Source organism: Terricaulis silvestris (genome assembly GCF_009792355.1).
Lineage (GTDB): Bacteria > Pseudomonadota > Alphaproteobacteria > Caulobacterales > Aquidulcibacteraceae > Vitreimonas > Vitreimonas silvestris.
Map to the genome: position 1 here is coordinate 1,161,464 of NZ_CP047045.1, position 14,104 is coordinate 1,175,567.

Here is a 14,104-nt window from a genome sequence, read left to right on the forward strand (position 1 = left end):
GGTTCACCTTGTTTGCCGCCTGCTGCGATTACGTTGCTGGTCCGAAACTCGAGTAACCGCCATATCTGTCGCGATGAAAATCTGGATCGTGCACGCCTTTACGGACCGCCTGTTCACCGGCAATCCGGCCGCCGTCGTGCCGCTGGAGCGTTGGCTGCCGGACGCGGTGCTGCAAGCGATCGCGACCGAGAACAAGCTCTCCGAAACCGCATTCGTGGTGCCGACGGGGTTGAAGGGCAATTACCAGCTGCGCTGGTTCACGCCCGCGACCGAAGTGCCGCTGTGCGGCCACGCCACATTGGCGGCCGGCGCGATGCTGCTCTCCGAAGTCGATACCAGTCTCGAAGTCGTGGTGTTTGATACCCACGCCGGGGCGTTGATCGTGCGCAACACGCCCGAAGGCTACACGCTTGATTTGCCGCGCAAGCAGCGCAGCCCGTGGACACCGGAGGATGATGTCGCGGCCGCATTGGGCGGCGTTGAGTTGATTGACGCTTTCACAGGCGAATACGCCAACGTCGTGCTGGAAGATGAAGCGACGCTGGTCGCGCTGAAGCCGGATATCGCCGCGCTCAATCGCGTTATCCGTGGGCCGCGCCAGGGCAATCTCGTCGTCACCGCGCCGGCGGATGAGGGCAAGCCCTACGATTTCGTGCAGCGCTTCTTCGCGCCGGGCTCGGGCATCGACGAAGATCCGGTGACGGGTTCGGCGTTTGCCGACGCCGCGCCGTACTGGTGCGACCGCTTCGATCTCGAAAGCGTCATTGGATACCAGGCCAGCAAACGCGGCGGTTATATGCGCGCGATCCAGACGCTGTCCAGCGTGCGCATCCTGGGGCAGGTGTCCGTGTACTTGCGCGGCGAACTCGATCCTTCGCTGGCGCGTCTGCACAACCGGCTTGAGGATCATCCCGAAGCGCCCAAGCGCAAGAAGCGCCGCGCTCGCAAGGCTAAGGAACTGCCGGCAATCTTCGAGGATCCGATGTTGCCAGGCCTTGATGGTGAGATCACGCCGCCACCGCCGACCTCTCATCCGGCGCCGCCGGAAGCCGGCGAACCAGCCGCGCCTCGTATTGTCGTGACGAAGTAGCGGCATCATTTCCCGACGCTGCGGTCGAACAATGCGCCGCAGTAGACAATAGAGGCGAAGCGGAGCACCACGGTCGGCGGGCCATCCGCTCCCAACGGCGGACGTCCATCTGTGAGGATGGGAGACACGTTGATGACAATACCCGCCAAGCCGGCAGTACGCCCGGCTGATCCCCGGTTTTCTTCGGGACCCACCAAAAAACGCCCTGGCTGGACGACTGATGCGTTGAAAGACGCAGCGCTCGGCCGTTCGCATCGCGCCAAGCCGGGCAAAGCCAAGCTCAAAGAAGCGATCGACCGCACCCGCGCCATTCTGGGCGTGCCGGAAACGCACAAGATTGCGATTGTCCCAGCTTCGGACACGGGCGCCATCGAAATGGCGATGTGGTCGATGTTGGGCGCGCGGCCGGTCGACATCTTCGCTTGGGAAAGCTTCGGCGAAGAATGGGTGACAGACGCCAAGCAGCTGAAGCTCGACGCCAAGGTGCACACCGCCGGTTATGGGGCGCTGCCGGATTTGAAGGCCGCGCGGCTGGACGCTGATATCATCTTCACGCAGAACGGCACCACGTCCGGCGTGCGCGTGCCGAACTTTGCGTGGATCGCCGCGAAGCGCGAAGGCATCACCATCAACGACGCCACCAGCGCCGTGTTCGCCCAGCCGATCGACTGGGCCAAGTGCGATGTGACGACGTTCTCATGGCAGAAGGTGCTCGGCGGCGAGGGCGCGCACGGCATGCTGATCCTCAGCCCGCGCGCGATTGCGCGGCTGGAGAGCTACACGCCGGATCGCGCGCTGCCGAAGATTTTTCGGCTGACCAAGAAGGGCAAGGTCGATCTCGAAATCTTCGAGGGCTCGACCATCAACACGCCTTCGTTGCTGGCGACGGAAGATTATATTGACGCGCTGAGATGGGCCGAAAGCATCGGCGGCCTCGAAGCCTTGTTCGCCCGCGCCAACGCCAGCACCAAGGCGCTGACGGATTGGATCGCGCGCACGGCTTGGGTGGAGTCGCTGACGGCCGATCCGGCGACGCAATCTAACACCAGCGTTTGCATCAAGGTCGTCGATCCGCGCGTCACCGGATTGGATGCCGAGGGGCAGGCGGAGTTCGCGAAGAAACTGGCGTCGTTGCTGGAAAAGGAGGGCGTCGCACTTGATGCGGCCTCTTATCGCGCGGCGCCGCCGGGCCTGCGCATCTGGTGCGGCGCGACGATTGAGGCGTCCGACGTGGAGGCGCTGACGCCGTGGATGGATTGGGCGTTCGAGACGCTCGTCTCCGATCTCGCGCGCTAAGCGCAGGAGCACCGCTATGGCGCGCGAAACCAGCGCAAGCATCGTCCAATGGGGCGCGGAGACGTTCGGCGAAGTCAGCGATTTCGCCGTGCTGACGCAACGCGCGCGCGCCGAGTTCGAAGAACTCGACGCAGCCGTACGCGCCGGTGATTGCGACGAGATCGGGCGCGAAGCGGCCGATGTCGTGATCCTGCTGCACCGGCTCGTGGGCCTGATCGGCAAGGACCTCGCCGACGAGGTCGACGCCAAAATGAACGTCAACCGTAACCGGCAATGGCGCCTCAGCGGCGACGGCGTCGGCCAGCACGAATAGAGCGAGTGAAGATATGCCAAAAGTCCTCATCAGCGACGAACTCAGCGACGCCGCCGTCAACATCTTCAAGACGCGCGGCATCGAGGTGGATTTCCAGCCGCAGCTTGGCCCCGACGCGGCGAAGTTGAAGGAGATCATCGGCAATTACGATGGTCTCGCCATCCGCTCGGCGACCAAAGTGAAGGCTGACATCATCGCGGCGGCGAAGAACCTCAAAGTCATCGGTCGCGCTGGCATCGGCGTCGACAATGTCGACATCCCTGCCGCCACGGCGAAGGGCATCGTTGTCATGAACACGCCGTTCGGCAATTCGATCACCACGGCCGAACACGCTATTGCCTTGATGTTCGCCGCCGCGCGGCAAGTGCCGGAGGCGAACCTCTCCACCCAGGCCGGCAAGTGGGAGAAGAACCGCTTCATGGGGCGTGAGCTTTACGCCAAGACGCTGGGGCTCATCGGCTGCGGCAATATCGGCGGCATCGTCGCCGATCGTGCGCTTGGGCTGAAGATGAAGGTGGTGGCGTACGACCCGTTCCTGAGCGCCGAACGCGCGGTGCAGATCGGGGTCGAGAAGGTTGAGCTGGAAGAATTGTTGGCGCGCGCCGACATGATTTCGCTGCACGTACCGCTGACAGACAAAACTAAAAACGTGCTCTCGCGTGAGAACCTGGCGAAGACCAAGCGCGGCGTGATCATTGTCAACGCCGCGCGCGGCGGCCTGGTGGACGAGCAGGCGTTGCGCGAAGCGCTGGAAAGCGAACAGGTGGCCGCCGCCGCGTTCGACGTGTTCACCATCGAGCCGGCCAAGGAAAACGTGCTGTTCGGCGCGCCGAACTTCATCGCCACGCCGCACCTCGGCGCGTCCACCAACGAAGCGCAAGAAAACGTCGCGCTACAGGTTGCCGAGCAGATGAGCGACTATCTGCTCACCGGCGCCGTCACCAATGCGCTCAACATGGCCTCGATCACGGCTGAGGAAGCGCCACGTCTGAAGCCATTCGCTGCGCTGGCGGAGAAGCTCGGCGCGTTTGCTGGCCAAATCGCTGACGAAGGCCTGGAAGAAGTCGAGATCGAGTACGAAGGCGACGTCACCAAACTCAACATGAAGCCGCTGACGGCCTCGGCGCTTGCAGGCATCCTGCGTCCGCTGCTGCAGGACGTGAACGTGGTCTCGGCGCCGGCGCTGCTCAAGGAACGCGGCGTGCCGTTGACGGAAAGCACGCGCGACGCCTCGCCGATCTACGACAGCTTGATCCGCATCAAAGTGAAAACCGGGGGCAAGTGGCGCACGCTGGGCGGCACGGTCGTCGCTGGCGCGCCCAAGATCGCCGAAGTGAAAGGCATGCAGCTCGAAGCGCCATTCCATCCGGCGATGCTGTTCATCAACAATTCCGACAAGCCCGGCTTCATCGGCGCGCTTGGTACATTGCTGGGCGAAGCGGGCGTGAACATCGCCACCTTCCACCTCGGCCGCGAAGACGTCGGCGCTGACGCCATCGCCCTGGTCGGCATCGATCAAGCGCCGTCCGATAGCGTTCTCACGGCGATCAAAAACCTGCCACAGGTCCGTTACGCCAAGCTGTTGCGGTTTTAGGCGCGGGAACCGGCGTACATTATCGGCGTTCATCCCGACGCCGGGCGCGCAAAGTGCGCCCGTTCGCGAGGGGACGTCTATGAAACTGAAGCTGTTTGGCTCGACGCTTTTGGTGGCGATCGCGGCCCTGATTGCACCGGCCAACGCCGAGGTCGAGGAGTTGCGCTTCGGCGTCGTCGGCAACGTTCGATCCGATCATGGCGACATCACGCGCGGCAAGTACGGCGCGCTAAACGCCGAGATCGATCTGGTCTCAAGCTCGCCGGATTTCCTCAACATCATCGGTTCGCCACGGCCCTATGCGATGATCTCGACACCGACCGCCGAGGACGGCGTCACGTTTGGCGGCGTGGGCCTGCTGTGGCGCTGGGAATTCGCCGATGGCTGGGCGTTCGAGCCGGGCTTTGGCTACATCGTCCATGACGGCGTGATCGACAATGAGTTCGCTCCTGGCACGCCGGAGGCCGCTGCATTCGAGGCCGACAACCAATTGCTCGGTTCGCGTGACCTTTTTCGCACAACGTTCGCGTTGGAGCGGGAATTTGGCGATCGCGTGGCCGCGCAGGTTTACTGGCAGCATATGAGCCACGGCCAGATACTCGACAGCGGCCGTAACCAAGGGCTCGACTATGTTGGGTTGCGGTTGGCCTACCGTTTCGACCCCGATTCAGCGGATTAACCCGCTTCCACGTACGCGCGGCGCGCGCTAGGTTTGCCCACGGAAGTGGGGAGCTGATCGATGCGGGGAAAAGCGGCTGGGATTGCGGCGTTCGGTGCGGCGCTGATGATGGCGCCGGCGGCGCAAGCGGGCGTCAACGAAGTTCATATCGGCGTGATGCAGCACAATATCTGCGTCACCAATTGCAAGAATGCCGACAAAGAAGACGGGCCCAACGTCGAGTTTCAAGTCTCGTTCGACTCGCCAGGCTTTCTGAGCTGGGCGGGATCTCCGCAGCCGTATCTGATGGCGTCGGTTAACACCGCGGGCGCAACCAGCTTCGGCGGCGGCGGTCTCGAATGGCGCTGGAATTTCGCTGACAATTGGGCGCTGGAGCCGGGCCTCGGTGTTGTCGTGCATGACGGCGCGGTCAACAATCCGTTTGCCAACGGCACCCAGGAAGCGGCGGACTTCGCTGCCGAGAATGTCCTGTTGGGTTCGGAAACCCTGTTTCGCACCTCGATCGGTCTCACCTACGATTTCGAAGGCCCATGGGAGGTGCAAGCCTTCTTCGAGCACCTGAGCCACGGCCAGATTCTCGCGAGCGGCCGCAATCAGGGCTTGGACGAGGCTGGCATTCGTATCGGCTACCAGTTCGGCAACTGAGCGCAGGCGCGTTGCCGCGCTCCTGAGTTCCGCTAGTATGCCCGCGCTTCCAGAAGGGGGGACGCGATGGGCGAACACTTGCGCGAACGGTTTCGGCGGCCTGGTCCGAAACGCATCTTGTCTCTCGATGGCGGCGGCGCTCGCGGGCTGTTGACGCTTGGCGTGTTGGCGCAATTGGAGCGGCAGCTCGGCGAACGCAGCGGTGATCCGAACAATTTCCGTCTCGCCCACTATTTCGATCTCATCGGCGGCACCTCGACGGGCGCGATTATCGCGACGACGCTGGCGCTTGAGTGGCGCGTACGCGAGGTGGTCGATCTCTATTTCAAGCTGCTGCCGGCGATTTTTGAGCGTCCGCAAGTGCCGGGGCCGCTGCGCGTGCTCATACCGGCGTTCAAGAACAAGGCGCTGACGCAAGGCTTGAACGAGCATCTGGGCGACAGGATGCTGAACTCCGATGCGCTCAAAACTGGCTTGGCGATTCACGCCAAGCGTATCGATTCCGGTTCGGCCTGGATCGTCGTGAACAATGCCGACTGGTGCTACTTCAACGCCAAGGCCGACAGCACCGGCGTGCCGAACTCGCAATTCTATCTGCGCGATCTGGTGCAGGCCTCCGCCGCGGCGCCGACGTACTTTGCCGACGTGCGTATTCCGCTTGCGCGGAAGAAGAACGGTAGCGTCGCTGGTTATGGTCACTTTTTCGATGGTGGCGTCAGCCCGAACAACAATCCCGCGCAGCAATTGTTGATGACGGTCACGGAGCCGGCGTTTGGGTTCAACTGGCCGACGGGTGAAGGGAATTTGCTGATCTGGTCGGTTGGCACGGGCTATGTGCGCAAGCGGTTTGAGAAGAAAAACCGCAAGCGTCGGTCCAGCGCCAAGAACATCGGCGACTTCCGGCGGCTGATGTATTCCAGCAAAGTGATGGCCGCGCTTGAGGGCTATAATCACGACATCTGCCAGCAGCAGATCACGTTGATGCAAGCGCTCTCGCGGCCGCGCTTTCCGTGGCACGTCAATTCTGAAGTGCGGATGCAGATCAACACGCCGTTGCTCTCGCGCGAACCGATCATGACGTTCCAGCGCTACGATGCGCGGCTGGAGATTGAAGAAGAGGAATTCCGCCGTCCTGAACACATCGAGACGCTGCTGGGCGGCGCCGACATGGATCGCAAGGAAGTAGAGCAACTCCGGAAGCTCGATATCAAGGATGTGAAGCTGCTCGACATCCTCTATCGCACCGGTGAAGCGCTAGGTGCGGCGCAGCTGATCCGCCGTGAAACGACCGACGAGGCCAATCCCGTCAAAGGCTCGGCGATCGCACCGGATTGGCCGCCGCAATCGTTCGATCTGCCTAGTTGGCGGCGTGCGACTGCGCAAGAGCCACAAACGTAGCTTGTTGTTTGGCTCAGGGTTTCCGAGTGCAGGTGCTTCCTTGCCCTTGGAAACTCAGCACCATGTCGTTTGGCGTTATGGAAGTGATCATCATTTGTGTCTCCATGCCAGCTTGGGCATCGAGAGCATTCCTAATCCGCAAAACCCGAGGATCATTAGACGATAGCGCCGAGCCGTTGAGAGACACTTCATGGAGTTCTTGATGTGTGTCGCGCTGAATTAGTAAGTCTCCGTCAAGCTGCCAATTCGCCCTGCGATACGCCCGGACGACCATCTCGCCTTCTGCTGTCTGAAGCTTGGTCAATCCGTCTGCGCGAACTGTGCCGTCAGCCGCGAAAGTCATCGTAGCAGTCTCTTCGACCGTTCCGGGAATTCGGAACGCACAGTCCCAAGCACCGGTGATTCGGAACGTCAGGGGTGAGGTGGCAGTCGCGCGATCTGAACAACCAAGGAGCGCGGTTAGAGCCGCGGCGATCGCGGCCAAGCGTGGTGACAAAGTGCCTCTCCCCTGGGTTACTCTAACGTCGGGCAAATGAATGCATACCAGAGTTCAGATTGAATTGCGCACAGGTCGAGTCTGTCCCATTACAACCAGGAAGCCGGGCGGGATTGGCAGGCTTTTTATCTCGGAGCGTTTAGTTTGTCAGGCGTAGTAGTTGTCGGCGCACAATGGGGCGACGAGGGCAAAGGCAAGATCGTTGATTGGCTGTGCAACCGCGCGGATGTCGTGGTGCGCTTCCAGGGCGGCCATAACGCTGGCCACACGCTCGTCGTGGGCAACACGACATACAAGCTCGCTCTGCTGCCGTCAGGCGTTGTGCAGGGTAAGCTTTCCATTATCGGCAACGGCGTTGTCGTCGATCCGTGGGCGCTGGCCGAGGAAATCGCCAAGATCGAAAAACAGGGCGTGAAGATCAGCGCCGAGAAACTGGTGCTTTCCGACCAAGCCGCGCTGATCCTGCCGTTCCATCGCGATCTCGACGCGGCGCGCGAAGCGCAGGCGGGTGCGGCATCGATCGGCACCACCAAGCGCGGCATAGGGCCAGCATACGAAGACAAGGTCGGCCGGCGCGCCATCCGCGTTGCCGATCTCGCCGATCCCGAAGCTGTCGCGTGGAAAATCGAACGCCTGACCGCGCACCACAACGCGCTGCGCAAGGGGCTCGATCTGCCGGAGATCGATGTGCCGGCATTGAAGAAGGACTTGGCCGAGATCGCGCCGAGCGTGCTGAAATACGCGCAACCGGCGTGGCGCGTGCTGAACGCGGCGTTCGAGGATTCCAAGCGCGTGCTGTTCGAAGGCGCGCAGGGCATGTTGCTCGATGTCGACCACGGCACGTATCCGTTCGTGACATCGTCCAACGTCGCCGCCGGCCAAGCGTCAGCGGGCTCCGGTGTTGGGCCGCGCAAGATCAGCTACGTGCTCGGGCTGGTGAAGGCCTACACCACACGCGTCGGCGCTGGGCCGTTTCCAACTGAGCTTCACGATGACATCGGCAAGCGCCTCGGCGAAGTCGGCCGCGAGGTCGGCACCAATACCGGTCGCGCGCGCCGCTGCGGCTGGTTTGATGCTGTGCTGGTGCGCCAGTCGGTCGCCCTTTCTGGCATCGACGGCATCGCGCTGACCAAGCTCGACGTGCTCGATGGTTTCGACGAGATCAAGATCTGCACCGGTTACGAAGTCGGCGGCAAGACGCTCGACTATCTGCCAGCGAGCCTGAAAGAGCAGGCGGCGGTGAAGCCGATCTATGAATCGCTCGAAGGCTGGAACGCGACCACGCGCGGCGTGCGTTCGTCGAAGGATCTGCCGGCCAACGCCATCAAATACATCCGCCGCATCGAGGAATTGATCGGCTGTCCGGCCGCGCTGGTGTCCACCAGCCCCGAGCGCGACGACGTCATTCTGATGCGCGACCCGTTCAAGGCCTAGCGGCAGTCGGCAATGGGCAGTCGGCAGTCGTATTACCGGTGTGTCGGGTTGACCTTTCCCTTTGCGATTGCCTACTGCCGATTGCCGACTGCCGGAGAGCAGAATGTCTGCCGATAACGAAAACGAACCAGCCGCCAACCGCCGCTTCAGCGTCGAGGATGCGAAGGCGCGTGCACAGCAGGCGATGCGTAGGTCGGAGTTCATCTTGTCGCGCGCCTACGGGCTGCTGCGTGATCCGAAGAAGGAATGGGAGCAAATCCGCGCCGAGGAGACGACGGTCCCCAGCATTCTGCTGGGTTACGTCGCGCCGCTCGCCGCCATTCCGCCGGTGTGCGATCTGATCGGCTCTTCGCTGTTCAACCGGATGCTGCAAGTGGAGCCGGGAGAAGCGTTGATCCGCGCCGTCATCACCTGGATCATCTCGATCGGCTTGGTGTTCTTTCTCGGCGTGCTCATCAACGCCGTCGCCGACAATTTCGACGCCGACAAGGACGATCTGGGCTCGCAAAAGATCGCCGCCTATTCGCTGACGCCGGCGTTTCTGTCTGGCGTGTTCAGCTTGTGGCCGCCGCTCTGGTGGCTGTCGTTGTTCGCGCTGGCGGCGATGGTGTTCCTGATGTTCCGCGGACTGCCGATCCTGATGAAAGCGCCTCCGGAACAATCCATGGGCTACGCCGCAACCGTAACGATCGCGACAATGGTCGGCTTCATCGTTTTGTTTTCGCTCGCGAGTTGCGTCACCGGTTGAGACCGGGCGTTTTCGGTTGGCCCGTTAACACATCGCCCGTAGCATCCCGCCGAGTCGTCGCACGGGAGAGCGTTATGACAATCGATCCTCAAAATGTTGGCGGCACGACAGCCGGCCTAGTTGATCGCGTAAAGAACATTCTGCTTACGCCTGCCGCCGAGTGGAACCGCATCGATGCGGAACCGGCGGACGTCCAAAAAATCTACATCGGCTACGTTCTGCCGTTGGCTGCGCTCGCGGCCATCTGCGCCTTCATCGGCCTGTCGATCATCGGCATGTCAGTGTTTGGCACGAGCTACAAAGTACCGATCGTGACCGGTGCGGTCATGGCCGTGATGCGCGTGATCATGGGGCTGGTTGGCGTCTACCTGCTTGCAGTCATCACCAATGCGCTAGCGCCCAATTTCGGTTCGCAACCCAATATGGGCAAAGCCCACCAACTCGCGGCGTACGGCTCGACAGCGGGATTCCTGGCCGGCGTGTTTGCGATCCTTCCGGCGCTATCGATCCTCGGATTGGTCGGGCTCTACTCACTCTATCTGCTCTATGTCGGCCTTCCGAAGATGATGAAGACGCCCGAAGACAAGAAGATGGTGTATCTGATCGTCATCATCGTGATTGCCATCGTAGTGCAGCTTGTCATCGGTGCGATTGTCGGCGCCGTGCAAATGTCGATGGGCGGCGTGCCGGGCATGCCTGTCGTGAACCCGTACTAAACTTCGATCAGCGCGTATGGCCGCCCGGTGGCGGCCAACGCCACCATCTGCGCGCAATTGTAGACGGGCGTGCCCTTCGGGGTTTTGCCCTTGTGTACGCCGCGATGGGCGTGGCCATGAACCACGGCGCGCACATTGTCGAACTGGTCGACGGTGTGCGCGAGCCGTGAATTGCCGAGGAACGGGAATATCTCCAGCGGCTCGCCTTCAAGTGTGTCGGCCACCGGCGAATAGTGCAGCACCGCCACCGCGCGCTCGGTGCGTAGCATGCGCAGGCTGGTCTCCAGCTTCATGGTCTCTTCCAAGCATTCGTGCACGAATGCCTTCACGGCTTTCTCACCGAACGAGGACAGCATACCGCGCCCGAAGCCGCCCATCGCGCCCATGCATCCTGCGAAACCGACGCCTTCAATCTCGAACGATTCACCGTTGTCCAGCACGCGCACGCCCGCGTCGCTGAGATAGGATTTGATGACTTCAGGCTGGCCGCATTCGTGGTCGTGATTGCCGAGAACGGCGACGATGGGAATCTGGATGCCGGCAAGATCGTCAGCCAGCAGCTCGATCTCGCTGGTTTTGCCGTAATTGGTGAGGTCTCCGCACAGCACAAGAACGTCGGCCACGCTCGCGATTTCTTGGAATAGCTCTTTGTAAGAGTCGGTCCGCGACTCCTGCACGTGCAGATCGCCGATCGCCGCTACCCGCAGGCGCTTGTCAGTGGACGGGGTCATGCCGTTCTTCGAGGCCCTTGCCGGTCATGTCGGCGTAGCCCCATTCCGTGATGTCGGTGACGTAGTCGCGCGCGCTGAAGAGGCGCCCGCGACAGACTCTTACCTTGGACTCCGGCATGTCGAGATGCGCTTGCATGCGCGCAATGAGTTCATCCATCAACCAGCGGGGCACCAGATCGCGCTCGCTCGGATAAATGTAGCGAAAGTTGACCAGGTGAGTGAACAGCACTTCCCAGTGCAGCTCCATATAGCGGAGCAAGCGCTTCCAATCGATTGCTTCGTTTTGCCGTAAGATCACGTGTGCGACGTCAGCGCCGTCATAGCGATAGCGATCCTGCACGAAGATTTTCGACCAGATCAGTTCGGTGGGTTTGATAATGCGGACTTTGGTGCCGTAGACTTCGATCTCCGGCGCATCCTCGAACCATTCATCGGTAATCGCGATCTCGGTGGTGCGGCAGCTATAAATGATATCGAAGAAGTATTTTCCCTTGAAGATCTTCGCGATCCAACGCTCGTCTTCGACTTCGATTTTGTAACCGCGCTCCTGAAAGAAGGTGAGGATGCGCGGGTAATCGCCGGCCTTGCAGAAAATGTCCAAGTCCTTCGTCGGCCGCACGATGCCGGTGTACGTCGTCACGGCGTACGTTCCGGACAGCAGGAACGGGATATCGCTCTGCGCCAAGAGCTTCAGGCCCTCGATGTAGAACTCTTCCGCTTCTGGCGGCGGCTGAAAGCTTTGGTCGGCAACACTTGTCATGGCTTGTGAGAACGGCGGGATGGAACTTTCGTTCCGCCTCAGCCGTCGCTCGGAGGCTGTGCGCGGCCTGCGATCAACGCGGCGCAGTTCGCGTCTTCGGCGAGGCCAGGATCAACGAACGGCAGCACGGCGGCGATTGGTGCGATGAGCGAACCCAACACGGCCGCCAGCCCGCCTTGACCCGCGATCGGTCCAGCCTCGATGCCGATCTCGGGCGAACGCAAGCGGCCCTGCAGCGTGATCGGCGCCGCGAGGCGGATGAGACGCGCTTCTTTGGGTTCGCCCTGAATGCGGAGATCCAACGTTTCGTTGCGCAAGCTGACCGTGCCGTCGCCGCGGATCAGCATCGTGTCGGTATCGATGACGATGCTCCGGGCTTGTGCGACGCCGTTGGTGACGCGGAAGCTCGCGACGCCGCAGCGTATGTCGATTTTACCCTGGTCTTCGCTGAGCAACAAGCCGAGACCGCGCGTGACGTTGATGCCCGTGAGTTCGGCAAAAGCTTCGCGAATTTCTCCCGATGTCGTGACCAGCGAGATGTCGCCATTCGCGTTCGCCGCGGCGTCGCGGACGGAGCCGCCACGGCCGCTCAACTGAACGCGGCCAAGCAGAGCGCCGGTTATCGGCGGCGTCTCGCTGCGGAACACCAGGATGGATTCGATCCGCGCATTCGAGAGCCGCATATCGAGGTCCACGCGCGGCACATCCTCGCGCGCATTGAGCGCGACCGCGCCGCCGAACCGGCCCTGGCGCAGTTCTAGCGTTAGCGGGTCTAGACGGAGCAGACCTTCGTTCAGCGCGATATCGACAGCGAGCCCGCGCAACGGAACGCGTTCGCTGCGCACGTGCGCCGCGCGGTAGGAGACTCGCGCGTCCATGTTGCGGACGCGGCTGATGTCGAGCTGTGCATCCGGCAGCAGCCGGCCCTGCGCCTCCAGGTTGGCGGCCATTTGCCGTTGTTCGGCGGATGCGCTTTCGCCGCTATCAGTACTTGGCGGGCCGCCAAGCACGGCCATCAAGTCGTCGAAGTCCAGGCTATTCGAGCGGAAGTCGCCGTCGAGCATGAGGCGATCGTTACGCTGACGCGTCGCGGTGAAATCACCGCGCACGTCACTGTCACCGACGCGGCCGGCCACGCGCGGCATGCCGAAGGTTTGGCCGCGCCGCTGCAACACGCCACGCAGATCGTATGGCGGTGTATTGGGGAGCGCGAGGCCGGTGAGCGTATAGAGGTCCGCGAGATCTGGACCGGTCGCTTCGATGTTCGCTTGCCAAACACTGAAATCGAACGGCCGCTGGATCGACCCGTCCGCTTTGATGTGCGTGCCGCCGGCGTTGACGTCGGCATCGAAAGCATAGGGCCGATCGCGGCGCACATTGAGCAGCGGCGCGCCGGTCAGCTGGAGCGTAAACGGCCGGCCGTTGATGCGGCCGTCGCCATTGAGCTCGAAGCGGCCGGGATTGCGCCGATCGGCGCTCTCGGCGGTCGTGAAGGTGGCGTCGAGCACCAAATGGCGCTTGTCGTCTTCGTAGCGCAGCCGCCCTTCGTTGAGCGAGAATTCGCGGATCGCTGGCAGATTGAACTGACGCCCGCGGCCGGTATTGGGGCTCGACCAGTTCGAGATCCCTTCAGCGCTCCGATACAGTGAGACGTCAGCCCCGTTAAGGTCGAGCCGCACGAAGTCGAGCCGCCCGATGAAGAGCGGCAACAACCGGACGGAAGCGTCCGCTTGTTCAACGAGCGCGAACTGGCCGCGATCAGCGTAATGCCGCGGATTGCCGATGTAGAGATCGCTGACGCGGATGTCCGGCGTGAAGGACCACAGATCGACGTCGAGATCGCCGCGAATAACGATTTCGCGCCCCGTCGCTGTCGATGCGAAGCGCGAGATCGGACCTTTGAGTGCATTCCAGTCGGCGAAGGTGACGAACAGCACGAGCCCGATCACGAGCACGCCGGAGACGCCGCCAGCCCAAATGCCGATCCGTTTCCACGGCGCCGCGGCAACCTTGCCCCATGTCCATGCAGCGCCGTGTCTCGCACGCGCGCCCGTGCGCACGCCCCAGGCCCGTGCCGACGCGAGACGCGAACGGGGAGGCGGATTTGGCGCGGTGTCCATATGTTCCGCAACGCAGCGGAAAGCTGGCCGTTCCCGTTATGCGACCAATGGCGATGCGCGTCGTTTGAGGGCGGGCGACTTGGT

13 protein-coding genes are annotated in these 14,104 nt (G+C 62.2%); 10 read left to right on the forward strand and 3 right to left on the reverse strand.

The features are described 5' to 3' along the window. Positions 1-73 precede the first annotated feature (73 nt). From DSM104635_RS05610 to DSM104635_RS05655, 10 genes are all read left to right on the forward strand, one after another. Entirely contained in the window at positions 74-1,090 is a 1,017-nt protein-coding gene (locus DSM104635_RS05610; protein WP_158765261.1) for a PhzF family protein, read from the forward strand. 129 nt (positions 1,091-1,219) lie between these two features. Then, a complete protein-coding gene (locus tag DSM104635_RS05615; protein ID WP_228445893.1) occupies positions 1,220-2,386 on the forward strand; it encodes a phosphoserine transaminase in 1,167 nt (388 codons plus the stop codon). 16 nt (positions 2,387-2,402) lie between these two features. Further along, positions 2,403-2,699 (forward strand): dATP/dGTP pyrophosphohydrolase domain-containing protein, encoded by a 297-nt coding sequence (locus DSM104635_RS05620; RefSeq protein WP_158765263.1) that lies wholly within the window; start codon positions 2,403-2,405, stop codon positions 2,697-2,699. A gap of 13 nt (positions 2,700-2,712) precedes the next feature. Continuing rightward, the gene (gene serA, locus DSM104635_RS05625; RefSeq protein WP_158765264.1) at positions 2,713-4,293 is read left to right on the forward strand and encodes a phosphoglycerate dehydrogenase; all 1,581 of its coding nucleotides are present in this window, start codon (positions 2,713-2,715) and stop codon (positions 4,291-4,293) included. Between the two features lie 79 nt (positions 4,294-4,372). Continuing rightward, positions 4,373-4,972 carry an acyloxyacyl hydrolase gene (locus tag DSM104635_RS05630; protein WP_158765265.1) on the forward strand — a complete coding sequence of 200 codons (600 nt, stop codon included), beginning with the start codon at positions 4,373-4,375 and terminating at the stop codon, positions 4,970-4,972. Between the two features lie 60 nt (positions 4,973-5,032). Next, positions 5,033-5,617, forward strand: coding sequence for an acyloxyacyl hydrolase (locus DSM104635_RS05635; protein WP_158765266.1), 585 nt, complete (start codon positions 5,033-5,035; stop codon positions 5,615-5,617). A gap of 66 nt (positions 5,618-5,683) precedes the next feature. Next, a complete protein-coding gene (locus DSM104635_RS05640) occupies positions 5,684-7,015 on the forward strand; it encodes a patatin-like phospholipase family protein (protein ID WP_158765267.1) in 1,332 nt (443 codons plus the stop codon). Between the two features lie 640 nt (positions 7,016-7,655). Continuing rightward, positions 7,656-8,945, forward strand: a complete 1,290-nt coding sequence (locus DSM104635_RS05645; protein ID WP_158765268.1) for an adenylosuccinate synthase — start codon at positions 7,656-7,658, stop codon at positions 8,943-8,945. 103 nt (positions 8,946-9,048) lie between these two features. Further along, the gene (locus DSM104635_RS05650) at positions 9,049-9,693 is read left to right on the forward strand and encodes a Yip1 family protein (RefSeq protein WP_158765269.1); all 645 of its coding nucleotides are present in this window, start codon (positions 9,049-9,051) and stop codon (positions 9,691-9,693) included. A 74-nt stretch (positions 9,694-9,767) separates the two neighbouring features. Further along, complete coding sequence (locus DSM104635_RS05655; RefSeq protein ID WP_158765270.1) at positions 9,768-10,409, forward strand: Yip1 family protein; 642 nt, start codon at positions 9,768-9,770, stop codon at positions 10,407-10,409. Here DSM104635_RS05655 and DSM104635_RS05660 read toward each other — a convergent pair. Genes DSM104635_RS05660 through DSM104635_RS05670 form a run of 3 tightly spaced genes read right to left on the reverse strand, consistent with a single transcriptional unit; the run spans position 10,406 to position 14,020 of the window. Continuing rightward, positions 10,406-11,140: a metallophosphoesterase family protein gene (locus tag DSM104635_RS05660; protein ID WP_158765271.1), complete on the reverse strand. Its 735-nt coding sequence runs from the start codon at positions 11,138-11,140 to the stop codon at positions 10,406-10,408. The two genes, DSM104635_RS05655 and DSM104635_RS05660, sit on opposite strands and share 4 nt — an antisense overlap. Further along, on the reverse strand, positions 11,124-11,900 hold the full coding sequence (locus DSM104635_RS05665) for a nucleotidyltransferase (protein ID WP_158765272.1): 777 nt from the start codon (positions 11,898-11,900) through the stop codon (positions 11,124-11,126). The genes DSM104635_RS05660 and DSM104635_RS05665 overlap by 17 nt, the downstream gene beginning before the upstream one ends. A gap of 38 nt (positions 11,901-11,938) precedes the next feature. Next, positions 11,939-14,020 carry an AsmA family protein gene (locus tag DSM104635_RS05670; protein ID WP_158765273.1) on the reverse strand — a complete coding sequence of 694 codons (2,082 nt, stop codon included), beginning with the start codon at positions 14,018-14,020 and terminating at the stop codon, positions 11,939-11,941. Positions 14,021-14,104: the final 84 nt, after the last annotated feature.

What these genes read in the sequence shown, in the direction of transcription:
- DSM104635_RS05610 (WP_158765261.1), top strand. Translation starts at nt 74, where the DNA reads ATGAAAATCTGGATCGTGCACGCCTTTACGGACCGCCTGTTCACCGGC.
- DSM104635_RS05620 (WP_158765263.1), top strand. Translation starts at nt 2,403, where the DNA reads ATGGCGCGCGAAACCAGCGCAAGCATCGTCCAATGGGGCGCGGAGACG.
- serA (WP_158765264.1), top strand. Translation starts at nt 2,713, where the DNA reads ATGCCAAAAGTCCTCATCAGCGACGAACTCAGCGACGCCGCCGTCAAC.
- DSM104635_RS05630 (WP_158765265.1), top strand. Translation starts at nt 4,373, where the DNA reads ATGAAACTGAAGCTGTTTGGCTCGACGCTTTTGGTGGCGATCGCGGCC.
- DSM104635_RS05635 (WP_158765266.1), top strand. Translation starts at nt 5,033, where the DNA reads ATGCGGGGAAAAGCGGCTGGGATTGCGGCGTTCGGTGCGGCGCTGATG.
- DSM104635_RS05640 (WP_158765267.1), top strand. Translation starts at nt 5,684, where the DNA reads ATGGGCGAACACTTGCGCGAACGGTTTCGGCGGCCTGGTCCGAAACGC.
- DSM104635_RS05650 (WP_158765269.1), top strand. Translation starts at nt 9,049, where the DNA reads ATGTCTGCCGATAACGAAAACGAACCAGCCGCCAACCGCCGCTTCAGC.
- DSM104635_RS05655 (WP_158765270.1), top strand. Translation starts at nt 9,768, where the DNA reads ATGACAATCGATCCTCAAAATGTTGGCGGCACGACAGCCGGCCTAGTT.
- DSM104635_RS05660 (WP_158765271.1), bottom strand. Translation starts at nt 11,140, where the DNA reads ATGACCCCGTCCACTGACAAGCGCCTGCGGGTAGCGGCGATCGGCGAT.
- DSM104635_RS05665 (WP_158765272.1), bottom strand. Translation starts at nt 11,900, where the DNA reads ATGACAAGTGTTGCCGACCAAAGCTTTCAGCCGCCGCCAGAAGCGGAA.
- DSM104635_RS05670 (WP_158765273.1), bottom strand. Translation starts at nt 14,020, where the DNA reads ATGGACACCGCGCCAAATCCGCCTCCCCGTTCGCGTCTCGCGTCGGCA.